Here is a 22458-nt window from a genome sequence, read left to right on the forward strand (position 1 = left end):
TAGCGCACGGCGGCCGGGCCGTCGTGGCGCAGGGCGGTGTGCAGCATCTGGCGGCACTCGTCCTCGTCGGAGGCGGCCATCACGACCATGTTCGGAATGCAGCGCAGGTAGGCGACGTCGAAGGCGCCCATGTGCGTCGCGCCGTCGGCGCCGACGATGCCGGCGCGGTCGACCGCGAACACGACCGGCAGGTTCTGCAGCGCCACGTCGTGGATCAGCTGGTCGTAGGCGCGCTGCAGGAAGGTCGAGTAGATGGCGACCACGGGCCGCATCCCCGCCGCCGCGAGGCCCGCGGCGAAGGTCACGGCGTGCTGCTCGGCGATGCCGACGTCGAAGTAGCGCTCGGGAAAGCGGCGCTCGAAGTCCATCAGGGCCGAGCCCTCGCGCATGGCCGGAGTGATGGCGACCACGCGCGCATCGGCCTCGGCCTCGTCGCAGAGCCAGTCGCTGAAGACCTGGGCGTAGGTCGGCTTGGCGGGGGCTGACGCGGGGGCGGTCTTGATGCCGGCGGCGGGGTCGAACTTGCCGGGGCCGTGGTACAGGACCGGGTCCTGCTCGGCCGGGCGGTAGCCGTGGCCCTTCTGCGTGACGATGTGCAGCAGCTGCGGCCCCGGCTGCGCCTGCAACTTCTGCAGGGCCGGGATCAGCGTGCCCAGGTCGTGGCCGTCGATCGGGCCGGTGTAGTGGAAGCCGAATTGCTCGAACAGGGTGGCGGGCGACAGGCCGAGCTCCGAGGGCTCGCAGGGGGTCAGCGCCGGGCGCATGGCGCGCAATCTTTGCCGGCTGGCTTCATTGGCGCTGGCATAGGCGCGTTCTGAAATCAATCCGCCCAGATAAAGGCGCAGCATGCCGACGGGCGGTGAAATCGACATGTCGTTGTCGTTCAATATCACCAATAAGCGGCCGCAGGCCTGCGTATTGTTCATGGCCTCGAAAGCCATGCCGGCGCTCAAGGCCCCGTCGCCGATCACCGCAATGGCGTGGTCGGTCGAATTGGAAATGCGGGCGGCCTGTGCAAATCCCAGGGCGGCGGAAATGGAGGTGCTGGAATGCGCGGTGCCGAAATGATCGTGTTCGGATTCGGTGCGCCTCGGAAATCCGGAAATACCGCCGAATTGGCGCAAGGTGGGCATGGCCTGGCGCCGGCCGGTCAGGATCTTGTGGGCGTAGCTTTGGTGGCCGACATCCCAGACGATGCGGTCGCGCGGGGTGTCGAACACGTAGTGCAGGGCGACCGTCAGCTCGACCGTGCCCAGGTTGGAGGCGAAGTGGCCGCCCGTGCGCGACACGCTGTCGACGATGAAGGATCGCAATTCATCCGCAAGGCCCGGCAATTGCGCAATGCCGAGCTGGCGCAGCGAATGGGGCGAATCGATGGCTTCGAGCAGGGCATGCATTCCGGTTTCTCCGTGGGATTGGAAACGCCTGGGCCGTGATGAAAGAATTCTTCGTGCGATGCGGATCTGATTGTTTTTGGGCGAAGCAATGCATTGAAAATTGACGAATCAATTTTCTTTGCAACGCCTCCGTGGGAATTTTTCACTGCACCGGCTTTGCTTTTTCAATTCAAGGCCAAGCGCAATCAAGGGGGCAGCGTAGGGGATGGATTTGGCACACGCAAGCGAATGCGGCTGCAAATTTTTTGATACCCCGGGTTATTTACCCCCGAGGTTTTAATCAGTTTTTTGGATGGCGCGGCGCGCGCGCACGACCGCCACGGCCGTTCCAAAACGGCCGCGGTGCGAGGTCAGGGGGAGAGGAGGGAGGGTGCGCCGACGCCCGCGCATGGCGGGCGATCGGGCGGTGCCGTCAGACGCCGGCGGCGTGCGCCTGCTGGTCGGCGTGGTAGCTGGAGCGCACCATCGCGCCCACGGCCGCGTGGCTGAAGCCCATCTTGTAGGCCTCTTCCTCGAACATCTTGAAGGTGTCGGGGTGCACGTAGCGGCGCACCGGCAGGTGCGAGCCCGACGGCGACAGGTACTGGCCGATGGTCAGCATGTCGATGTCGTGGGCGCGCATGTCGCGCATCACCTGCAGGATCTCTTCGTCGGTTTCGCCCAGGCCGACCATGATGCCGCTCTTGGTCGGCACGTTGGGGTGCAGCGCCTTGAACTTCTTCAGCAGGTTCAGGCTGAACTGGTAGTCGCTGCCCGGGCGCGCTTCCTTGTACAGGCGCGGCGCGGTTTCCAGGTTGTGGTTCATCACGTCCGGCGGCGCGGCCTTGAGGATCTCCAGGGCGCGGTCGTCGCGGCCGCGGAAGTCGGGCACCAGGATCTCGATCTGCGTCATCGGCGAGAGCTCGCGGATGTTGCTGATGCAGTCGACGAAGTGCTGGCTGCCGCCGTCGCGCAGGTCGTCGCGGTCGACGCTGGTGATCACCACGTACTTCAGGCGCAGCTTGGCGATGGTCTTGGCCAGGTTGAGCGGCTCGTCCTTGTCCAGCGGGTCGGGGCGGCCGTGGCCCACGTCGCAGAACGGGCAGCGGCGCGTGCACTTGTCGCCCATGATCATGAAGGTGGCCGTGCCGTTGCCGAAGCATTCGCCGATGTTCGGGCACGAGGCTTCTTCGCAGACCGTGTGCAGGTTGCTCTCGCGCAGGATCTGCTTGATCTCGTAGAAGCGCGTGGTGGGGCTGCCGGCCTTCACGCGGATCCACTCGGGCTTCTTGAGCACTTCGCCGGTCTGCACCACCTTGACGGGGATGCGCGAGAGCTTGGCCGCGGCCTTCTGCTTGGCCAGCGGGTTGTAGGTTTCGGCGCTCTGGGCGTCGCGGACGACTTCGGTGGTGCTCATTGGTGTGTCAAGGAGCCAGGAAAGCCCCGAGCTTCTGGCTCAGCACTTTGGCGGCTTCTTCCCATGTGGTTTGGACGCCGATTGTAGAAAGGTCGACCGTTTGCAGCCCCGCGTAGCCGCAAGGGTTGATGCGCGAGAAGGGTTCGAGGTCCATCGCGACATTGAGCGACACACCGTGGTAAGTGGCGTGGCGGCTCACCTTGATGCCCAGCGCGGCGATCTTGCCCAGGCCGCGGAACGGGTCGGCGCCGGGCATCGGGCCGGTGAGGGCGGCGTGCGAGAACGGGTCGTCCAGGCGCACGTAGATGCCCGGCGCGCCCGCCACGCGGTGGCCCGTCACGCCGAAGTGGGCGAGCGTGCGCAGCACCGATTCCTCGATGCGGTAGACGTATTCCTTGACGTAGTAGCCCGCGCGCCGCAGGTCAATGAGCGGGTAGGCCACCACCTGGCCGGGGCCGTGGAAGGTGACCTGCCCGCCCCGGTCGGTCTGCACGACCGGGATCGGGCCGGGGGCCAGGATGTGGTCGGTCTTGCCCGCCAGCCCCTGGGTGAACACGGGGTCGTGCTCGCAGATCCATAGCGCGTCGGGCGTCTCGGGCGTGCGCTCCTGCGTGAAGCGCTGCATCGCCGCATAGGTGGCGAGGTAGTCGGCCCGGCCGAGCCACTGCGCTTCGAGGGGCGTCAAAGAACGACTTTCACCATCGGGTGCGCGGACAGGGCGCGGTAGAGGTCGTCGAGCTGCTCGCGGCTGGTGGCGGTGACGGTGATGGTCACGCCCAGGTAGTTGCCGGCCTTGCTGTCGCGCAGCTCGACCGTGGTGGCGTCGAAGGCCGGGTCGAAGCGCTCGGCGATCTGCGTGATCGCGTGCACGAAGCCGTCGACCTTCGCGCCCATCACCTTGATGGGGAACTGCGAGGGGTACTCGATCAGCGATTCCTTGCGCGGATCGGGGATCGATGCGGTGTCGGTGGGGGTCGTCGGGGTATCGGTCATGCGGTGGCTCCTGGCGCGTCGGCGTTGCGTTGCTTGGCCTGTTGGTAGGCGGCATACAAGCTCTGGTAGATGGGGCCGGGATGGCCATTGCCAATGGGGCGGCCATCGAGTGTGACAACGGGCAACACTTCCTTGGTGGCCGAGGACAGCAGCAGCTCGTCGGCGCCGAACACCTCGTCGCGCGACACGCGCCGCAGCGCGAAGGGAATGCCGCTGTCCTGGCACAGGCGCTCGAGCAGGCCGTAGCGGATGCCGGTCAGCACGAGGTTGTCCTTGGGCGGGCCGGTGAGCGTGCCGTCCTTCACGATCCACACGTTGCTCGACGAGGCCTCGCTGAGCCAGTCGCCGCGGAACATCACGGTTTCGGTGGCGCCGGCCTCGACGCTGATCTGCCGTGCGAGCACCGCGCCCAGCAGGCTGGTGCTCTTGATGTGGGCCTTCTGCCAGCGGAAGTCGTCGGCGGTGACGCAGGCCACGCCCTTGGCGCGCACCGCATCGGCCACGGGCGGCAGGGGGTTCACCATCGCGAATACGGTGGGACGCAGGCCGCGCACCATCACGTGGTCGCGCGGCGCCACGCCGCGCGAGACCTGGAAGTAGATCGCCTGCGGTGCCTTGCCCTGCGGCGCGGCCAGCTGCATTGCGATGGCGCGCCATTCGTCGCGCGAGTAGGGGTTGTCTATCTGCAGCTCGGCCAGCGAGCGCTCGAGGCGCGCGATGTGTTCATCGAAGCAGAAGGGCGCGCCGAAGTAGACGGGGATCACTTCGTAGATGCCGTCGCCGAAGATGAAGCCGCGGTCGAGGACGCTGATCTTCGCGTCGCGCAGGGGGGTGAATTCGCCGTTGAGAAAGCACGGCGTGTCGGGCAGTGCCGAGGTGATGTCTTGCATCCGCAAATTATGGGCGGACGCCACACTCGGTGCAGAACTGTCGACGAAGTGTCACGTTATGGCGGGACCCCGCTAGGTTTTACTTATAATCAATGGCTTTGTAAAATTCTCCGGGGACAAACACGGGGTGCATTCGAATGACAACCAACGCCCCTGTCCCTGAGGTTGACGCCGAAGAATCCGATTTCAAGCCACTGACGGCCGAAGAGGCCCAGAAGTTGCGCGAGCAAAACCCCGAGCTGTCACCCTGGTGGGTGATCGCAGCCCAAGTGGCTGCAGGCGTGGTGGTAGCTTGCCTGGCGTGGATCTGGACGGCGCGATCCGAGGCTGCAATCTCGGCGTTTTACGGAGCCATGACAGTAGCGATCCCCGCGGCCTTGTTTGTCCGCGGTGTCCGGCGCAAACCGGGCATGCCGTCGCAGGCTGTCATGTTGAGGTTTTTTGTGTGGGAGATGATCAAGATCGCGCTGACCGTTGCCTTGCTGGCCGCGGCGCCGTGGCTGATCGGGGGGCTCGTCTGGCTGGCCATGGTGGCTGGCGTGGTGGTCGCCATGAAGATGTACTGGGTGGCACTGCTGGTGCGGCCCAAATTTTTGAACCGGATTTGACTGTTTTGGAAGAGAGACGCTGAAAGATGGCCGCCGAAGGACACGCCCCGACCGCGAGTGAATACATCGTTCACCACCTCCAGCACTGGCAAGTCGACTGGAGCCTCAAGCCCGTCGTTCAATCCGCCATTGTTGACTTCAACGTCATCAACCTCGACTCGGTGCTCTACGCGCTGATCATCGGCGCATTGGGCTGCTTCGTGCTGTGGCTGGCTGCCCGCAAGGCAACGCCCGGCGTGCCCGGCCGTTTCCAGGCGGCGGTCGAGATCCTGGTCGAGATGGTCGACAACCAGGCCAAGGCCAACGTGCACAACGCCGCGAGCCGCAAGTTCATCGCCCCGCTGGCGCTCACCGTGTTCGTCTGGATCTTCCTGCTGAACGCGATGGACATGCTGCCGGTCGACCTGCTGCCGGCCATCTGGACCCAGGTCTACTCGGCGCTGGGCCACGATCCGCATCACGCCTACATGCGTGCCGTGCCGACCGCCGACCTCTCGACCACGCTCGGTCTTTCCACTTCCGTGCTGCTCCTGTGCCTCTTCTACAGCGTCAAGGTCAAGGGCCTGGGCGGCTGGGGCCACGAGCTGATCACCGCGCCCTTCGGTGCCCACCCTCTGCTGTGGCCCGTCAACCTGCTGATGCAGGTCATCGAGTACCTGGCCAAGACGGTCTCGCACGGCATGCGGTTGTTCGGCAACATGTATGCGGGCGAGCTCGTCTTCATGCTCATCGCCCTCATGGGCGGTGCCATGGCGGCCTCGTTCTCCGGTGTGATGCTGCCCATCGGGCACATCATTGCCGGCACTGTCTGGGCGATCTTCCACATCCTGGTGATCACGCTGCAGGCTTTCATCTTCATGATGCTGACCCTGATCTATCTGGGCCAGGCGCATGAGGCGCATTGAGTTTCCCTTTTTCTTTTCGTTTGCTTTAAATCTGTTCTAAGGAGTCATCATGGAAAACATTCTCGGTCTCGTCGCTCTCGCTTGTGGTCTGATCGTCGGTCTCGGCGCCATCGGTGCTTCCATCGGCATCGCGCTGATGGGTGGCAAGTTCCTGGAATCGTCGGCCCGTCAACCTGAGCTCATGAACGACCTGCAGACCAAGATGTTCATCTTGGCTGGTCTGATCGACGCGGCCTTCCTGATCGGCGTGGCCATCGCCCTGCTGTTCGCCTTCGCCAACCCGTTCGCCGCGACCCTGCTGGCCAACCTGCCCAAGTAAGCCGGTTCAACGCCACTCCAGAAAGGTGTTGCCGTGAGTATCAACGCGACCCTGTTCGTTCAGGCCATCGTCTTCTTGCTGCTGGTGCTGTTCACGATGAAATTCGTGTGGCCGCCCATCGCGAAGGCTTTGGATGAACGCGCACAAAAGATCGCTGCGGGCCTGGCGGCCGCCGAGAAGGCCAAGGCTGAACTCGCTTCCGCCAACCAGCGTGTCGAGCAGGAACTGGTTCAGTCTCGCAACGAGACCACCAGCCGCCTGGCCGATGCCGAGCGCCGCGCCCAGCAGATCATCGAAGAGGCCAAGGGCCGTGCAACGGTGGAGGCCAACAAGATCGTGGCCGACGCGCACGCCGAAGCCGAACAGCAGTCCGTGCGTGCCCGTGAAGCCCTGCGTGAGCAGGTTGCTGCGCTGGCCGTCAAGGGTGCCGAGCAGATTCTCCGCAAGGAAGTCAATGCCGGTGTCCACGCCGACCTGCTCCAGCGCCTGAAGACCGAGCTCTGAGGACGATATGGCCGAACTTGCGACCATTGCCCGCCCCTACGCGGACGCGCTCTTCGGGGCTACTTCGAGCGACCTCGAAGGCACGGCCGGATGGATCGGCCAGCTGGCCGCCATCACTGCCGATCCGCAGCTCCTGCAGTTCGCTGCCGACCCGAAGGTGTCGCCGGAACAGATCTTCGATCTGATCTCCGGGCTGCTGCCGCAAGCCTTGCCGGACACCGGCAAGAACTTCCTGCGCACGGTGATCGACAACGGCCGGCTTGCTGCATTGCCTGAAGTCGCGGCCCAGTACCGCGAGCTCAAGAACGCCAAGGGCGGCACGGCCGACGCGGTGATCTACAGCGCCTTCCCGATCGACGCGGCGAGTCTCGCCGAGGTCGCCGTGGCACTGCAGCGCCGTTTCGGTCGCCCGCTGAACACGCGTGTGGAATCCGATCCTTCGCTGATCGGCGGCATCCGTGTGGTGGTGGGGGACGAAGTCCTCGACACCTCCGTCAAGGCGCGTCTCGAACAAATGAAAGCAGCGCTCACCGCCTGAGGCGGCGAGCCGCGGTTGGCCCTATTTATTGAAAGAAGGAAAGAGTCATGCAACTCAATCCCGCAGAAATTTCCGAACTGATCAAGAGCCGTATCGAAGGCCTTGGCGTCAGCGCCGACATCCGCAACCAGGGCACCGTGGTCTCGGTGACCGACGGCATCGTGCGCGTGCACGGCCTGTCGGACGCGATGCAAGGCGAAATGCTGGAATTCCCGCCCACGGCTGACGGCACGCCGTCGTTCGGCCTGGCGCTGAACCTTGAGCGCGACTCGGTCGGCGCCGTGATTCTGGGCGAGTACGAGCACATCTCCGAAGGCGACACCGTCAAGTGCACGGGCCGCATCCTGGAAGTGCCCGTGGGCCCCGAGCTCATCGGCCGCGTGGTGAATGCACTGGGCCAGCCGATCGACGGCAAGGGTCCGATCAACGCCAAGATGACCGACGTGATCGAAAAGGTTGCACCTGGCGTGATCGCACGGAAGTCCGTCGACCAGCCGATGCAGACTGGCCTGAAGTCGATCGACTCGATGGTGCCCGTCGGCCGTGGCCAGCGCGAGCTGATCATCGGTGACCGCCAGACCGGCAAGACCGCCGTGGCGATCGACGCGATCATCAACCAGAAGGGTCAGAACATGACCTGCGTCTACGTTGCGATCGGCCAGAAGGCTTCGTCGATCAAGAACGTGGTGCGCTCGCTGGAACAAGCCGGCGCGATGGACTACACCATCGTGGTGGCCGCATCGGCCTCCGAATCGGCTGCCATGCAGTACGTGTCGGCCTACTCGGGCTGCACGATGGGCGAGTACTTCCGCGACCGCGGCCAGGACGCCCTGATCGTCTATGACGACCTGTCCAAGCAAGCCGTGGCTTATCGCCAGGTGTCGCTGCTGCTGCGCCGCCCGCCAGGCCGCGAAGCCTACCCCGGCGACGTGTTCTATCTCCATAGCCGTCTGCTCGAGCGCGCAGCCCGCGTGAACGCCGACTACGTCGAAGCCTTCACCAAGGGTGAAGTCAAGGGCAAGACCGGTTCGCTGACGGCCTTGCCGATCATCGAAACGCAAGCTGGCGACGTGTCCGCCTTCGTTCCGACCAACGTGATCTCGATCACCGACGGCCAGATCTTCCTGGAAACCAGCCTGTTCAACGCCGGCATCCGCCCCGCCATCAACGCCGGTATCTCGGTGTCGCGCGTGGGTTCGTCGGCGCAGACCAACCTGATCAAGAACCAGTCGGGCGGTATCCGTACCGACCTGGCCCAGTACCGTGAACTGGCCGCGTTCGCGCAGTTCGCTTCCGACCTCGACGAAGCGACCCGCAAGCAACTCGACCGCGGTGCGCGCGTGACCGAACTGCTCAAGCAGACCCAGTACAGCCCGCTGCCGATCTCGCTGATGAATGCCACGCTGTTCGCAGTGAACAAGGGCTTCATGGACGACATCGACGTCAAGAAGGTGCTCCCGTTCGAACACGGCTTCCACCAGCTGCTGAAGACGAGCCACGCCGCCCTGCTCGAAACCATGGAAAAGCATGGTGCCAAGTGGGACGTCAAGCCGGCCAAGCCGGACGACAGCGCGGAAAAGCAGGCCTTCAAGAAGGTGTGCCAGGACGCCGAAGCCGAACTGCTGGCAGCAGCCACCTCGTTCAAGAAGTCGTTCGCCTGAGCGACCTTTTGACCGACGCAAGAAGGAGCTCATATGGCAGCTGGTAAGGAAATCCGCGGCAAGATCAAATCGGTGGAGAACACCAAGAAGATCACCAAGGCCATGGAAATGGTCTCGGTTTCCAAGATGCGCAAGGCGCAAGAGCGCATGCGTGCCGCACGCCCCTACAGCGAGAAGATCCGCAACATCGCGGCGAACCTTGGCAAGGCGAATCCCGAGTACACGCACGCCTTCATGAAGAAGAACGACGCCAAGGCGATCGGCTTCATCATCGTGACGAGCGACAAGGGCCTGTGCGGTGGCTTGAACACCAACCTGCTGCGCGCCGTGACGGCCAAGCTGCGCGAAGCGCAGTCGGCCGGCGTGGCGATCGAGTCGGTCGCCATCGGCAGCAAGGGCCTGGGCTTCCTGAACCGCATCGGTGCCCGCGTGGTGGCGCACGTCACCCACCTGGGTGACACGCCGCATCTGGACAAGCTCATCGGTCCGGTCAAGACGCTGCTGGACGCTTACGCGGAAGGCAAGCTCTCGGCCGTGTACCTGTGCTACACGAAGTTCATCAACACGATCAAGCAGGAGCCGCTCGTCGAGCAGCTGCTGCCGCTGGCCGCAGACTCGCTGCAAGTCGAGGAAGGCCAGCACTCGTGGGACTACATCTACGAGCCCGATGCGCAAAGCGTGATCGACGAGCTGCTGGTCCGCTATGTCGAGTCGCTGGTCTACCAGGGCGTGGCAGAAAACATGGCGTCCGAGCATTCGGCGCGGATGGTGGCCATGAAGGCTGCCACCGACAACGCAGGCAACGTGATCAGCGAGCTGAAGCTGGTCTACAACAAGACCCGCCAGGCCGGCATCACCAAGGAGCTCTCGGAAATCGTTTCGGGCGCTGCGGCGGCCGCCGGTGTCTGAGCCCTTCGGACCTCAACAGATTTAAATTTTTATCGGAGCAGACATGGCTCAAGCAGAAGCAGTTCAAGGCAAGATCGTTCAGTGTATTGGCGCTGTGGTCGACGTGGAATTCCCGCGCGACAAGATGCCCAAGATCTACGACGCCCTCAAGTTCGAAGGCAGCGCACTGACGCTCGAAGTCCAGCAGCAGCTCGGCGACGGCGTGGTCCGCACGATTGCGCTGGGTTCTTCCGACGGCCTGCGCCGCGGCCTGATCGTGACCAACACGCAAGCCCCCATCACCGTGCCCGTGGGCAAGGCGACGCTGGGCCGCATCATGGACGTGCTGGGCGCGCCCATCGACGAGCGTGGTCCGGTCGACCAGACGCTGACCGCCTCCATCCACCGCAAGGCCCCCGCGTACGACGAGCTGTCGCCCTCGCAGGACCTGCTGGAAACCGGCATCAAGGTGATCGATCTGGTGTGCCCGTTCGCCAAGGGCGGCAAGGTGGGCCTGTTCGGTGGTGCCGGCGTGGGCAAGACCGTGAACATGATGGAACTCATCAACAACATCGCCAAGGCCCACTCGGGTCTGTCGGTGTTCGCTGGTGTGGGCGAACGTACCCGTGAAGGCAACGACTTCTATCACGAGATGGCCGACTCCGGCGTCGTGAACCTCGAGAAGCTCGAAGACTCCAAGGTCGCCATGGTCTACGGCCAGATGAACGAGCCCCCGGGCAACCGTCTGCGCGTGGCCCTGACCGGCCTGACCATCGCCGAGTCGTTCCGCGACGAAGGCCGTGACGTGCTGTTCTTCGTGGACAACATCTACCGCTACACGCTGGCCGGTACCGAAGTGTCGGCTCTGCTGGGCCGCATGCCTTCCGCCGTGGGCTACCAGCCGACGCTGGCCGAAGAAATGGGCCGCCTGCAAGAGCGGATCACCTCGACCAAGGTCGGCTCGATCACCTCGATCCAGGCCGTGTACGTCCCTGCGGACGACTTGACCGACCCGTCGCCTGCCACGACCTTCGCCCACTTGGACTCGACCGTGGTGCTGTCGCGTGACATCGCTTCGCTGGGTATCTACCCCGCCGTGGACCCGCTGGACTCGACCTCGCGCCAGCTCGACCCGAACGTGGTCGGCGAAGAGCACTACAACGTGGCCCGCGCCGTGCAAGGCACGCTGCAGCGCTACAAGGAACTGCGCGACATCATCGCGATTCTGGGCATGGACGAACTGGCTCCCGACGACAAGCTCGCCGTGGCCCGCGCTCGCAAGATCCAGCGTTTCCTGTCGCAGCCGTTCCACGTGGCCGAAGTGTTCACGGGTTCGCCGGGCAAGTACGTGCCGCTGTCGGAAACTATCCGCGGCTTCAAGATGATCGTGAACGGCGAAGCCGACCACCTGCCGGAACAAGCGTTCTACATGGTCGGCACCATCGACGAAGCGTTCGAAAAAGCCAAGAAGGTCGCCTAAGGCGGCATGGGAACTCAGATGGCAAACACCATTCACGTCGACGTGGTCAGCGCGGAAGAGTCGATCTTCTCGGGCGAAGCCAAGTTCGTCGCGCTGCCCGGTGAAGCCGGTGAGCTCGGCATCTATCCGCGTCACACGCCGCTGATCACGCGCATCCGTCCCGGCGCCGTGCGCATCGAGACGGCCGACGGCGGCGAAGAGTTCGTCTTCGTGGCCGGTGGCATCCTCGAAGTGCAGCCCGACGCCGTCACCGTGCTGTCCGACACCGCGATCCGCGGCAAGGACCTCGACGACGAGAAGGCCAACAAGGCCAAGGCGGCCGCCGAGGAAGCGCTGAAGAACGCGAAGAGCGACATCGACATCGCGATGGCGCAGTCGGAACTGGCCGTGATGGCTGCGCAGATCGCTGCGCTGCGCAAGTACCGCCAAAAGAAGTAATCGATGCCGCTGCCTTCGGGCAGAAGCAAAGAAAAAAGCCGCCTCCGGGCGGCTTTTTTTCGTCCCTCCTCGCCAGGACGAAGGTGTGTTCGATCTGAAATAGGTCGAAGTTAAGCCTTGCCCGGCTGAAGATGCCCTCCTAGTATTCGCCTTCGCCCGGCGACCGGTGCTTTCTTGACCGGCGCCTTTCCCACAAGAAGAGCGGAGACAAACGCGTGGCACCCTGGAGCGGCATCACGACCGACGAAATGCGGTTGCTGGAATCGACCTTCTGGTCGGCCGGCGGCTCGCGCCATGCCATGGCCGAACAGCTCGGCTTCTCCAAGAGCAAGGCCAACGGCCTGATCGCCGGCCTCGTCGACCAGGGCCTGCTCGCCGAGGCCGGCCTGCAGCGCTCCTCGGGCGGACGCCGCGCCGAAAACCTCCAGCTCAATGCCGAACTCGGCGTGCTCGTCGGCATCGACATCGGCGCCACCAGCCTCGATGTCGCGGTGCTGCGTCCCGACCTCACGGTGCTGGCCCAGCACGAGGAAGCCGCCGACGTGCGCGAAGGCCCGGCCGTGGTGCTGGCGCGCGTGCGCGTGCTGATGCGCGAGCTGCTGGCCCGCTGCGGGCAGGGCCCACGGAACGTCCTGGGCATCGGCATCGGCGTGCCCGGCCCCGTCAACTTCGAGATCGGCCAGCTCGTGAACCCGCCGCTCATGCCGGCCTGGGACAGCTTCTCGATCCGCGACTACCTGCGCGAGGACTACGCGGCGCCCGTGTTCGTCGACAACGACGTCAACCTGATGGCGCTCGGCGAGCTGTGGCGGCTGCGGCGCTCGCTCTCCAATTTCCTCGTGATCAAGATCGGCACGGGCATCGGCTGCGGCATCGTCTGCCACGGCGAGGTGTACCGCGGCGCGGCCGGCTCGGCCGGCGACGTGGGTCACATCTGCGTCGACCAGGAAGGCCCGCGCTGCCATTGCGGCAACCTGGGTTGCGTCGAGGCGATGGCGGCCGGCCCCGCGATCACGCGCATGGCGATGCAGGCGGCCGAAGCCGGCGAAAGCGCGACGCTCGCCGAATGCCTGCGCACACGCGGGCGCATCGATGCCTTCGACGTGGGGCAGGCCAGCCGCGGCGGCGACCCGGCGGCCAACGCCATCATCCAGCGCGCGGGCAGCCTGATCGGGCAGATGCTCGCGTCGGTCGTCAACTTCTTCAATCCCTCGCACGTGTTCATCGGCGGCGGCATCACGCGCATCGGGCCGCTGTTTCTTGCTGCGGTGCGCCAGAGCGTGTACCAGCGCTCGCTCGCGCTGTCGACGCGACACCTGGAAATCCAGTACACGCCGCTGGGCACGCAGGGCGGCCTCGTCGGCGCGGGCGTGCTGGCGATGCAGGAAACGCTCAAGGCCCGAGGGGTAGCGCCATGACGAATACCGTGGCAACCAAGGGCAGCGTGGCCGTCGAGTTCGACGGCGTGGTGAAGGCCTTCGGTCCCGTGCAGGTGCTGCATGGCGTGAGCTTTGCGCTCGCGCCGGGGCGCGTGTACGGCCTGCTGGGCGAGAACGGCGCGGGCAAGTCCACGCTGATGAAGATCCTGTCGGGCTACGAGTCGTTGACCAGCGGCACCTTGCGCGTCAACGGCCAGCCGCAAAGCTTCACGAGCTCGCGCGATGCCGAGGCGCTGGGCATCGTGCTGATCCACCAGGAGTTCAACCTCGCCGAAGACCTCAGCGTGGCGCAGAACATTTTCCTGGGCCACGAAAAGAAGAAGGGCTGGCTGCTCGACGACGCCGCGATGGAGCGCGATGCCGCCGCCGCGCTCGCCGCCGTGGGCCTGGCCATCGACCCGCGCACCAAGGTGCGTCGCCTCATCGTCGCCGAGAAGCAGCTCGTCGAGATCGCGAAGGCCATCGCCCGTCGCGCGCGCCTGCTCGTCATGGACGAGCCCACCGCCACGCTCACGCCCGGCGAGACCGAGCGCCTGTTCAAGCTCATCGCCCAACTGCGCGCCGACGGCGTGACCATCGTCTACATCTCGCACAAGCTCGACGAGGTGGAGCAGGTCACCGACGAGGTGATCGTGATGCGCGACGGCCGCTTCGTGGCGCGCGCACCCACGCCCGAGGTCTCGCGCCAGCAGATGGCCAACCTCATGGTGGGCCGCGAACTCGCCGACCTGTACCCGCCGCGCGACCTCGTCGTGTCCGCCGACAAGCCGGCCCTGCGCGTGCGCAACTTCAGCGTGCCCGGCTGGGCGCAGGACGCGAGCTTCGAGGTGCGCCCCGGCGAGATCCTCGGCTTCGCGGGCCTCGTCGGCGCCGGCCGCACCGAGCTGTTCGAAGGCCTGCTCGGGCTGCGCCCGGCCAGCGGCACCGTCGAGATGCGTGGCGAGCCCGTGCCGCACGGCAAGGGCTGGCGCAACCCGCGCGACGCGGCGAAACACGGCCTCACCTACCTCAGCGAAGACCGCAAGGGCAAGGGCCTGCACGTGCACTTCGGCCTGCGCCAGAACCTCACGCTGATGGCGCTCGAGCGCTACGCGCAGCCCTGGCTGAAGCCCGACGCGGAGCGCGCGGCGCTCGGCGAGGCGGTGAAGGACTACGGCATCCGCACCGGCTCGCTCGACGTGCGGGCCTCGTCGCTGTCGGGCGGCAACCAGCAGAAGCTCGCGCTCGCCAAGGTGCTGCAGCCACAGCCCAAGGTGGTGGTGCTGGACGAGCCCACGCGCGGCGTGGACATCGGCGCCAAGCGCGACATCTATTTCCTGATCCAGCGACTCGCCCGCGAAGGCCTCGCGGTGATCGTCGTCTCGTCCGAACTGATGGAGCTGATCGGCCTGTGCCACCGCGTCGCGGTGATGCGCGCGGGCCGGCTCGTTGCCACGCTCGACGCGACCCACCTGACTGAAGAGGAGCTCATCGCTCATGCCACCGGAACCGCAGACACCCACGCAGCCTGACGCCGCTCAGCAGCCACACCGCAGCGAAGGCAAGCCGCGCTGGACCGAGCGCCTGCACGGCCTCGGCCCGGTCATCGGCCTCGTGCTGCTGTGCATCGCGGGCACGCTGCTCAACGGCGACTTCGCCACCGTCGACAACGCGATGAACGTGCTCACGCGCACCGCCTTCATCGGCATCATCGCGGTGGGCATGTGCTTCGTGATCATCTCGGGCGGCATCGACCTGTCGGTGGGCTCGATGGCCGCGCTCATCGCTGGCAGCGTGATCATGTTCATCAACTGGGCCGGCCCGGCCTCGGGCTCGCCGCTGATGGCGGTGATGATGGGCGCGGTGCTCGCCGTGGTGCTGGGCGCGCTGTTCGGCCTGGCGCACGGCCTGCTCATCACCAAGGGACGCATCGAGCCCTTCATCGTGACGCTGGGCACGCTGGGCATCTTCCGCGCGTACCTCACGTACTTTGCCGACGGCGGCGCGCTCACGCTCGACAACGAGCTGTCGGACCTCTACGCGCCGGTGTACTACGCGAGCCTTGCGGGCATTCCCGTGCCGGTGTGGGTGTTCGTGATCGTCGCGGTCATCGGCGGTGTCATCCTGAACCGCACCGCCTATGGGCGTTACGTGCAGGCCATCGGTTCCAACGAGCAGGTGGCGCGCTACGCGGCCGTGGACGTCGACCGCGTGAAGATCCTCACCTACGTGCTGCTCGGCGTGTGCGTGGGCATTGCGACGCTGCTGTACGTGCCGCGCCTGGGCTCGGCCTCGCCGACCACGGGCCTGCTGTGGGAGCTCGAAGCCATTGCCGCGGTGATCGTCGGCGGCACCGCATTGAAGGGTGGCGCGGGCAGCATCACCGGCACGGTGGTGGGCGCGATCCTGCTCTCGGTCATCAGCAACATCCTGAACCTCACCAGCATCATCAGCGTGTACCTGAATGCCGCGGTGCAGGGCTTCGTGATCATCGTCGTCGCGTTCCTCCAAAGAGGCCGGCGCTAGTTTTCCGTTCGTTCCGTTCCACCACCAAAGAGGAGACATCCAGCATGACGACTTTCACCCGACGCCTCGCGCTCACGGCGGTTGCCACCGCAGCGTTCGCCGCCAGCCTGCCCGCGCTTGCCGCGGACAAGGTCAACCTCGGCGTGTCGATTCCCGCGGCCACGCACAGCTTCATGGGCGGCATCAACTACTGGGCCAACCAGGCGAAGAAGGACCTCGAGAAGCAGCACAAGGACCTGAAGATCACGATCAAGACCGCAGCCAATGCGCCCGAGCAGGCCAACCAGCTGCAGGACCTGTCGACGGTCACCAAGATCAACGCGCTCGTCGTGTTCCCGTTCGAATCGGCCGCGCTCACCAAGCCGGTCGCGCAGGTCAAGGCCAAGGGCGCGTACGTCACCGTGGTCGACCGCGGCCTGACCGACACCAGCGCACAAGATGCGTATGTGGCCGGCGACAACACGGCCTTCGGCAAGATCCCGGCCGAGTACATCGTCAAACAGCTCGGCGGCAAGGGCAACGTGGTGGCGCTGCGCGGCATCGCGACCACGCTGGACAACGAGCGCATGGACGCCTTCAACGCCGTGCTCAAGGGCAGCCCCGACATCAAGCTGCTCGACGCCAAGTACGCCAACTGGAACCGCGACGACGCCTTCAAGGTCACGCAGGACTACCTGACGCGCTTCAAGCAGATCGACGCCATCTGGGCCGCCGACGACGACATGGCCGTGGGCGTGCTCAAGGCGATCTCGCAGGCCAAGCGCGACGACATCAAGATCGTGTTCGGCGGCGCGGGCGCCAAGGACATGGTCAAGACCATCATGGACGGCAAGGACAAGCGCATCACGGCCGACGTGAGCTACTCGCCCAAGTTCATCTACGACGCGATCAAGCTCACGGCCGAGGCGCGCCTGAAGGGCGAGAAGCTGCCGGCGACCACGATCATTCCGTCGGTGCTGATCACCAAAGAGAACGCCAAGGATTTCTACCATCCCAATTCGCCGTTCTAAGGTGACCGAGATCGCTGCACGTCCCCTGCGCTGCGCCATGGTCGGCGGCGGTCGCGACGCCTTCATCGGCGCCGTGCACCGCAAGGCCATGGCGCTCGACGGCCAGATCGCGCTGGTCGCTGGCGCGCTGTCGTCGAGCCCGGACAAGGCGCGCGCCTCGGGCCGCGACCTCGGCCTGGCCGACGACCGCAACCACGGCGACTGGCAGGCGCTGCTGGCCGACGAGCTGAAGCGCCCGGCCGATGAGCGCATCGACTTCGTCTCGATCGTCACGCCCAACCACGTGCACTACCCGGTGGCGCAGGCCTTCGCCGAGGCGGGCTTCCATGTGGTGTGCGACAAGCCGCTGGTGCACACGCACGCGCAGGCCGATGCGCTGGTCGCCACCGTGGCGAAGCAGGGCACGGTGTTCGGCGTGACCTACAACTACACCGGCTACCCGATGGTGCGGCAGGCGCGCGAGATGGTGCGCACGGGCCAGATCGGCGAGGTCCGCAAGGTCGTCGTCGAATACAACCAGGGCTGGCTCGCCAGTCACGTGGAAGCCGCGGGCGGCAACAAGCAGGCCGACTGGCGCACCGACCCCGCGCGCAGCGGTGCGGCCGGCGCCATCGGCGACATCGGCTCGCATGCCGAGAACCTCGTGGCCACCGTCACCGGCCAGGAGATCGAGAGCCTGTGCGCCGACCTCGGCGCGCTGGTGCCGGGGCGCCTGCTCGACGACGACGGGAGCCTGCTGCTGCGCTTCAAAGGCGGTGCGCGCGGCGTGCTGGTGGCCTCGCAGATCAACACCGGGCTGGAGAACGACCTGCGCCTGCGCGTCTCCGGCACGCTGGGCACGCTCGAATGGCGCCAGGAACAGCCGAGTCAGCTGGTGCATCTGCCGCACGACGGGCCTCGGCGCGTGCTCACGCGCGGTGCGCCCTGGCTGTGCGAGTCGGCGCGGCGCGCGAGCCGCCTGCCGGCCGGCCATCCCGAAGGCTTCATCGAGGCGTTCGCGAACGTCTATGCGGGCGTGGCGGCGGACATCCGCGCGCGGCTCGCGGGGCAGGTGGCCGATCCGCTGGCGGCGGACTATCCGCGCGTGGAAGACGGGGCGCGCGGCGTGCGCTTCATCGAGCGCACGGTGGCGTCGGCTGGAAGCGAATTAAAGTGGACGCCCTGGTAGCCGCGCACGGGCCTCGTTGAAACGAGGCGAGGCTGCGGCACCAGCGGCCGCCATGACGCACTCCTCCTCATCCTTCGACACCCCTTCGCTGCCGCCTTCATGGCCGCGCGCCCTGTGGCAGCGCTGCCGGACGCTGTGGCTGCTCAAGCTGGCCGGCAACACCGTCGCCACGCTGGGCTTCTTCCCGCTGTATTTCTGGGTCATGCACCACGCCGGGCCGGCGTGGGTGCTGCCGCTCACGGCCGTCGACCGGCTGATCGCGTTCTGGCCGGCGATGCTGCCGGTGTACCTCACGCTGTGGGCCTACATCGCGCTGCCGGTGCTGCTGGCCAGGGACCGGCGCGAGCTGAACACCATCGCCATCGGCTGCGCGGTGATGACGGCGATCGCATTGGCCGTGTTCTGGTGGATGCCCACGGCGATCCCGAACTTCGCGATTGAGGCCGCGCCGGGTTCGTCGTTGCACTTCCTCAAGACCTTCGACGCGGCGGGCAACGCCTTTCCGTCGCTGCATGTGTCGTTCTCGGTGTTCGCCTGCATGGTGCTGGCGCGGCAGCTGCGCGAAGCCGGCGCGCCGGGCTGGCTGCGGCTGCTCAACCTCGCGTGGGCCGTGGCCATCGTGTACTCGACGATGGCGGTGCGCCAGCATGTGCTGATCGACGTGCTGGGCGGCCTCGGGCTGGGCCTGGCGCTGGGCTTCGCGTTGCGCGAGCGGCCCTCGGTGGCCCTGGCGCCGGTCGCGGCGCGGGCGGCGTAGACCGATCGCGGTATTCCGTCGCGCGGGCGCCGACGGTACAAAGCGGCATCGCCGTCCACCGAGCCCGCCATGACCTGTCGCCTGTTTTCCCTCGCTGCCGTTGCCTGTCTTCTCGCCGGCCCCGCGCTGGCCATCGACTACCCGGCGCGCAAGCCGGGCCTGTGGGAAATCCAGACCGGCGAGGGCGGTGCGGCAGCTGCCAAGGCGCCGGGCCAGACGATCCAGCAATGCATCGACGCGGCCACCGACAAGGCGATGCGCGAGATGGGCCAGGGCATGGGCAAGGACATGTGCTCCAAGCAGGACCTGCGCCTCGAAGGCGTGAAGCTGGTCATCGACTCGGTCTGCAAGATCGGCCCGACCACCGCGACCTCGCGCGCCGTGATGAGCGGCGACTTCAGCAGCGCCTACCGGGTCGAAAGCAAGTCGACCTACAGCCCGCCGCTCATGGGCCGCACCGAAGGCACGAGCGTTGTCGACGCCAAGTGGGTCGGCCCCTGCAAGCCGGGCCAGAAGCCGGGCGACATGGTCATGGGCAACGGCATGAAGATGAACATGCTCGACGCGATGGCGAAGATGCCGCCGCGCAAGTGAGCGCGGCCGGTTGCTGGATCAGCCCGCGCCGTTGGCCTTGACCCAGCGCACGATGCCGGCCGCGCCCATCGCGCCGGCCTGCCGCGCGACCTCGCGCCCGCCCTTGAACAGCGCCAGCGTCGGGATGCTGCGGATGTTGAAGCGCGCGCCCAGCGCCTGCACCGCCTCGGTGTCGACCTTGGCCAGCCGCACCTGCGGTTCGAGCTGGGCCGCCGCCTGTTCGTAGGCCGGCGCCATCTGGCGGCAGGGGCCGCACCAGGGCGCCCAGAAATCGACCAGCACCGGGATCTCGTTGCGCGCGATGTGGCGATCGAAGGTGGCCACGTCGGGCAGTGCCGTGGAGTGGCCGGTGAACAGCGGGCGGTGGCAGCTGCCGCAGTCGGGCGCGCTGCCCAGTTGCGCCGTGCGCACGCGGTTGGTCGTGTGGCAGTGCGGGCAGACGATGTGCAGCGATTCGGATTCGGTCATGCCCGAAAAATAGGGGCCGCGTGCGCGGATTGCAAGGCGCCGGCGCGCAGGGCGCCGGGCCTCAGAGCACCACGGGCGCGTCGGGCAGCTCGTTGGTGTCGGGCTGGTCGTCGGCCAGCGGGAAGTGGGCCATCAGCAGCGCCGACACCTCTTCCAGCGCCAGCGTGATGCCGTCCTCGAAGCGGCCTTCGCGGAAGGCCACGGCCATGCGCTGCGTCATGGCGGCCCATTCGGCGCTGCCCACATGCGCGTCGATGCCGCGGTCGGCCACGATCTCGATCGCGTGCTCGGCCAGCAGCAGGTAGATCAGCACGCCGTTGTTGTGCGCGGTGTCCCACACGCGCAGCTTGCCGAACAGCGTCACGGCGCGTTCCCGGGGCGGTGCGTGGCGCCACAGGTAGGACATCGGCAGGCCGGCCTCGACGCAGATGCGGATCTCGCCGGTGTGGCGACGCTCGCTCGCGGCCACGCGGCCGGCCAGGCGCTGCATCGCATCGGCCGGCAGCACACGGCGCACCGCGGCTTCGTCGGTCCAGCGATGCCGCCAGATGCGGCCGAGCTTCGAAAAGAGCGTGGGGTTTGCAGTTGCCATGGGGTTCACCAGTCTCCCGACGCGCCGCCGCCGCCGAAATTGCCACCGCCGCCGGAGCTGAATCCGCCGCCACCACCTCCGCCGCCGCCGCTGCTCCAGCCGCCGCCACCGCCACCACTGCTCCAGCCACCCCCGCCGCCACCGCCTCGGCCGCCGCGACCGGGACCGAAGCCGGCAAGGCCCGAGAACAGCGAGACCATGAGCGCGATCAGCCCGGCGATCACCGCGATCACGGTGCTGGTCGTGAGGAAGAACGCGACCACGCCGATGCCGCCGCCCATGGCGACCGAGCCCATCGTGTTGCCCAGGATGGCGCGCGCGATCGGCGCGCCGACGAAGACACCGACGAACAGGAAGATCGCGAGGTTCTCCCAGTCGAAGCCGTCGTTGCTGCTGCCGCTACTGCTGTTGCGCGAAGGCTCGGGCAGCGGCTCGCCGTCGACCAGGCCGATGAGCCGGTCCACCGCCGCGTTCAGGCCGCCCGCGAAGTCGTTGTTGCGAAAGCGCGGCTTCATCTCCTCGTCGACGATGCGCACCGCCGCGAGGTCGGGCACCGCGCCTTCGAGCGTCTTGGCCGTGGCAATGCGCATCTTGCGATCGTCCTTGGCAACGATGACCAGGAGGCCGTCGCCCACGCCCTTGCGGCCGATCTTCCAGGTGTCGCCCACGCGCTGCGCGTAGCTCGCGATGTCTTCGGGCGCCGTGGTCGGCACCATCAGCACCACGATCTGCGAGCCCTTGCGCTGCTCGAAGGCCGCGAGCTTGGTTTCCAGGCCCGAGCGCTGCGCGGCGTCGAGCGTGCCGGTCTGGTCGATCACGCGCGCCGTGAGCGTGGGGATCGGCAGCAGGCCCTGCGCCAGCGCGGGCAGGCCGGCCCATGCGAGGGCCGCGATGAAGATCGCTGACAGTGCGCGGCGGATCAGGGCTGCGGCCATCGGCGCCGCTTCTTACTTCTTCGGGGTGCTGAAGTCGACGGTCGGCGGCGTCGAGATCTGGGCTTCGTTCTGCACCGAGAAATTCGCCTTCGGCTTGTAGCTGAAGACCATGGCCGTGAGGTTGGTCGGGAAGCTGCGCGCGAGCACGTTGTACTCCTGCACGCTCTCGATGTAGCGGTTGCGCGCCACGGTGATGCGGTTCTCGGTGCCCTCGAGCGTCACGCGCAGGTCGCGGAAGGCCTGGTTGGCCTTGAGGTCGGGGTAGCGCTCGGCCACCACCATGAGCCGCGACAGCGCCGACGACAGCTCGCCCTGCGCCTGCTGGAACTTGTTGAAGGCCTCGGGGTTGTTGAGCGTCTCGGGCGTCACCTGGATCGAGGTGGCCTTGGCGCGCGCCTCGATCACCTTGGTGAGCGTGTCCTGCTCGAAGCTGGCTTCGCCCTTCACGGTGGCGACGATGTTCGGCACGAGGTCGGCACGCCGCTGGTACTGGTTGAGGACCTCGCTCCAGGCCGACTTGCTGGCCTCGTCGAGGGACTGGAACTGGTTGTAGCCGCATCCGCTGAGGGACAGGACGGCCGCGAGAATCAGGAACCAGCGCTTCATCATCATTTGCATTACCTCCGCAGAAGGAGGCCGAAGTTAGCATAGATGGGGTCATGGCCCTCGATCCCCTCCACGCCCTGCAGGCCGCGAACCGCGCGGTCCCGCCGGCGGCCGCGCCGCCCACCGGCACACTGCTGATCGCGGGCGCGACCGGCGCGCTGGGCCAGGAGCTGCTGCACCGGCTCGCGGGCCGCCACCGCTTCCAGCGCACACGCGTGCTGGCGCGCGAGCCCATGCACGACGGGCTGCCCGGCGTCGAGACGGTTCAGTGCCCGGCGCTGCCGATCATGCAGTGGCCGCCGGTCGCGGCCGACGTGGCGGTGGTCGCCTTCGACCCGCCGCGCCTGTACCACGGCCGCGAGCGCGC

The 22458-nt window shown here is 66.6% G+C and carries 25 protein-coding genes and 1 pseudogene; 17 read left to right on the forward strand and 9 right to left on the reverse strand.

Annotation, left to right across the window (positions count from 1 at the left end; genetic code table 11):
- From dxs to VBO01S_RS24170, 5 genes are all read right to left on the reverse strand, one after another.
- Nucleotides 1–1397, reverse strand: a 1397-nt coding sequence (dxs, locus tag VBO01S_RS24150; protein ID WP_062480164.1) for a 1-deoxy-D-xylulose-5-phosphate synthase, incomplete at its 3' end; no start/stop codon positions are given.
- Nucleotides 1398–1809: 412 nt separating this feature from the next.
- The gene (gene lipA / locus VBO01S_RS24155; RefSeq protein ID WP_062480166.1) at nucleotides 1810–2793 is read right to left on the reverse strand and encodes a lipoyl synthase; all 984 of its coding nucleotides are present in this window, start codon (nucleotides 2791–2793) and stop codon (nucleotides 1810–1812) included.
- Nucleotides 2794–2800: 7 nt separating this feature from the next.
- Entirely contained in the window at nucleotides 2801–3478 is a 678-nt protein-coding gene (lipB, locus tag VBO01S_RS24160; RefSeq protein WP_062480168.1) for a lipoyl(octanoyl) transferase LipB, read from the reverse strand.
- On the reverse strand, nucleotides 3475–3786 hold the full coding sequence (locus tag VBO01S_RS24165; RefSeq protein WP_062480170.1) for a YbeD family protein: 312 nt from the start codon (nucleotides 3784–3786) through the stop codon (nucleotides 3475–3477). The genes lipB and VBO01S_RS24165 overlap by 4 nt, the downstream gene beginning before the upstream one ends.
- Nucleotides 3783–4676: a D-amino acid aminotransferase gene (locus tag VBO01S_RS24170; protein ID WP_062480172.1), complete on the reverse strand. Its 894-nt coding sequence runs from the start codon at nucleotides 4674–4676 to the stop codon at nucleotides 3783–3785. Before VBO01S_RS24170 ends, VBO01S_RS24165 begins: the two co-directional genes overlap by 4 nt.
- A gap of 137 nt (nucleotides 4677–4813) precedes the next feature.
- Between VBO01S_RS24170 and VBO01S_RS24175 the strand changes: the two genes are divergently transcribed.
- From VBO01S_RS24175 to VBO01S_RS24250, 16 genes are all read left to right on the forward strand, one after another.
- The gene (locus VBO01S_RS24175) at nucleotides 4814–5284 is read left to right on the forward strand and encodes an ATP synthase subunit I (RefSeq protein WP_056576477.1); all 471 of its coding nucleotides are present in this window, start codon (nucleotides 4814–4816) and stop codon (nucleotides 5282–5284) included.
- A gap of 26 nt (nucleotides 5285–5310) precedes the next feature.
- Complete coding sequence (gene atpB / locus VBO01S_RS24180; protein ID WP_062480174.1) at nucleotides 5311–6189, forward strand: F0F1 ATP synthase subunit A; 879 nt, start codon at nucleotides 5311–5313, stop codon at nucleotides 6187–6189.
- A 49-nt stretch (nucleotides 6190–6238) separates the two neighbouring features.
- Entirely contained in the window at nucleotides 6239–6508 is a 270-nt protein-coding gene (atpE, locus tag VBO01S_RS24185) for a F0F1 ATP synthase subunit C (protein WP_056576471.1), read from the forward strand.
- Between the two features lie 33 nt (nucleotides 6509–6541).
- A complete protein-coding gene (locus VBO01S_RS24190; RefSeq protein ID WP_062480176.1) occupies nucleotides 6542–7012 on the forward strand; it encodes a F0F1 ATP synthase subunit B in 471 nt (156 codons plus the stop codon).
- A gap of 7 nt (nucleotides 7013–7019) precedes the next feature.
- The gene (locus tag VBO01S_RS24195) at nucleotides 7020–7550 is read left to right on the forward strand and encodes a F0F1 ATP synthase subunit delta (protein ID WP_062480178.1); all 531 of its coding nucleotides are present in this window, start codon (nucleotides 7020–7022) and stop codon (nucleotides 7548–7550) included.
- Nucleotides 7551–7597: 47 nt separating this feature from the next.
- The gene (gene atpA, locus VBO01S_RS24200) at nucleotides 7598–9211 is read left to right on the forward strand and encodes a F0F1 ATP synthase subunit alpha (RefSeq protein WP_062480180.1); all 1614 of its coding nucleotides are present in this window, start codon (nucleotides 7598–7600) and stop codon (nucleotides 9209–9211) included.
- A gap of 33 nt (nucleotides 9212–9244) precedes the next feature.
- Entirely contained in the window at nucleotides 9245–10120 is an 876-nt protein-coding gene (atpG, locus tag VBO01S_RS24205; RefSeq protein WP_062480182.1) for a F0F1 ATP synthase subunit gamma, read from the forward strand.
- Nucleotides 10121–10163: 43 nt separating this feature from the next.
- Nucleotides 10164–11579 (forward strand): F0F1 ATP synthase subunit beta, encoded by a 1416-nt coding sequence (gene atpD, locus VBO01S_RS24210; RefSeq protein WP_062480184.1) that lies wholly within the window; start codon nucleotides 10164–10166, stop codon nucleotides 11577–11579.
- 18 nt (nucleotides 11580–11597) lie between these two features.
- Nucleotides 11598–12017, forward strand: a complete 420-nt coding sequence (locus VBO01S_RS24215) for a F0F1 ATP synthase subunit epsilon (protein WP_062480186.1) — start codon at nucleotides 11598–11600, stop codon at nucleotides 12015–12017.
- Nucleotides 12018–12265: 248 nt separating this feature from the next.
- Complete coding sequence (locus VBO01S_RS24220; RefSeq protein WP_062480207.1) at nucleotides 12266–13435, forward strand: ROK family protein; 1170 nt, start codon at nucleotides 12266–12268, stop codon at nucleotides 13433–13435.
- A complete protein-coding gene (locus VBO01S_RS24225; protein WP_062480189.1) occupies nucleotides 13432–14967 on the forward strand; it encodes a sugar ABC transporter ATP-binding protein in 1536 nt (511 codons plus the stop codon). The genes VBO01S_RS24220 and VBO01S_RS24225 overlap by 4 nt, the downstream gene beginning before the upstream one ends.
- Nucleotides 14933–15961 carry an ABC transporter permease gene (locus VBO01S_RS24230; protein WP_062480191.1) on the forward strand — a complete coding sequence of 343 codons (1029 nt, stop codon included), beginning with the start codon at nucleotides 14933–14935 and terminating at the stop codon, nucleotides 15959–15961. The genes VBO01S_RS24225 and VBO01S_RS24230 overlap by 35 nt, the downstream gene beginning before the upstream one ends.
- Nucleotides 15962–16005: 44 nt before the next feature.
- Nucleotides 16006–16971: a substrate-binding domain-containing protein gene (locus VBO01S_RS24235; protein ID WP_062480193.1), complete on the forward strand. Its 966-nt coding sequence runs from the start codon at nucleotides 16006–16008 to the stop codon at nucleotides 16969–16971.
- Between the two features lie 37 nt (nucleotides 16972–17008).
- A complete protein-coding gene (locus VBO01S_RS24240; RefSeq protein ID WP_174543689.1) occupies nucleotides 17009–18139 on the forward strand; it encodes a Gfo/Idh/MocA family protein in 1131 nt (376 codons plus the stop codon).
- Nucleotides 18140–18191: 52 nt separating this feature from the next.
- Complete coding sequence (locus VBO01S_RS24245; RefSeq protein WP_062480197.1) at nucleotides 18192–18896, forward strand: phosphatase PAP2 family protein; 705 nt, start codon at nucleotides 18192–18194, stop codon at nucleotides 18894–18896.
- 69 nt (nucleotides 18897–18965) lie between these two features.
- Nucleotides 18966–19490, forward strand: a complete 525-nt coding sequence (locus VBO01S_RS24250) for a DUF3617 domain-containing protein (RefSeq protein ID WP_062480199.1) — start codon at nucleotides 18966–18968, stop codon at nucleotides 19488–19490.
- Between the two features lie 18 nt (nucleotides 19491–19508).
- Here the strand turns inward: VBO01S_RS24250 and trxC are convergent, their stop codons facing one another.
- The 4 genes from trxC to VBO01S_RS24270 form a co-directional block, all read right to left on the reverse strand.
- On the reverse strand, nucleotides 19509–19958 hold the full coding sequence (trxC, locus tag VBO01S_RS24255; RefSeq protein WP_062480201.1) for a thioredoxin TrxC: 450 nt from the start codon (nucleotides 19956–19958) through the stop codon (nucleotides 19509–19511).
- Between the two features lie 61 nt (nucleotides 19959–20019).
- Nucleotides 20020–20550 carry a TPM domain-containing protein gene (locus VBO01S_RS24260; protein ID WP_062480203.1) on the reverse strand — a complete coding sequence of 177 codons (531 nt, stop codon included), beginning with the start codon at nucleotides 20548–20550 and terminating at the stop codon, nucleotides 20020–20022.
- 5 nt (nucleotides 20551–20555) lie between these two features.
- On the reverse strand, nucleotides 20556–21485 hold the full coding sequence (locus tag VBO01S_RS24265) for a TPM domain-containing protein (protein ID WP_062480205.1): 930 nt from the start codon (nucleotides 21483–21485) through the stop codon (nucleotides 20556–20558).
- A 12-nt stretch (nucleotides 21486–21497) separates the two neighbouring features.
- Nucleotides 21498–22097 (reverse strand): LemA family protein, encoded by a 600-nt coding sequence (locus VBO01S_RS24270; protein ID WP_172438430.1) that lies wholly within the window; start codon nucleotides 22095–22097, stop codon nucleotides 21498–21500.
- Between the two features lie 47 nt (nucleotides 22098–22144).
- On the opposite strand from VBO01S_RS24270, the pseudogene VBO01S_RS24275 reads away from it, so the two are divergent.
- Nucleotides 22145–22458 (forward strand): annotated as a pseudogene (locus VBO01S_RS24275) (hypothetical protein); the annotation flags it as partial.

The sequence above is a fragment of the Variovorax boronicumulans NBRC 103145 genome, from assembly GCF_001591345.1.
GTDB lineage: Bacteria > Pseudomonadota > Gammaproteobacteria > Burkholderiales > Burkholderiaceae_C > Variovorax > Variovorax boronicumulans.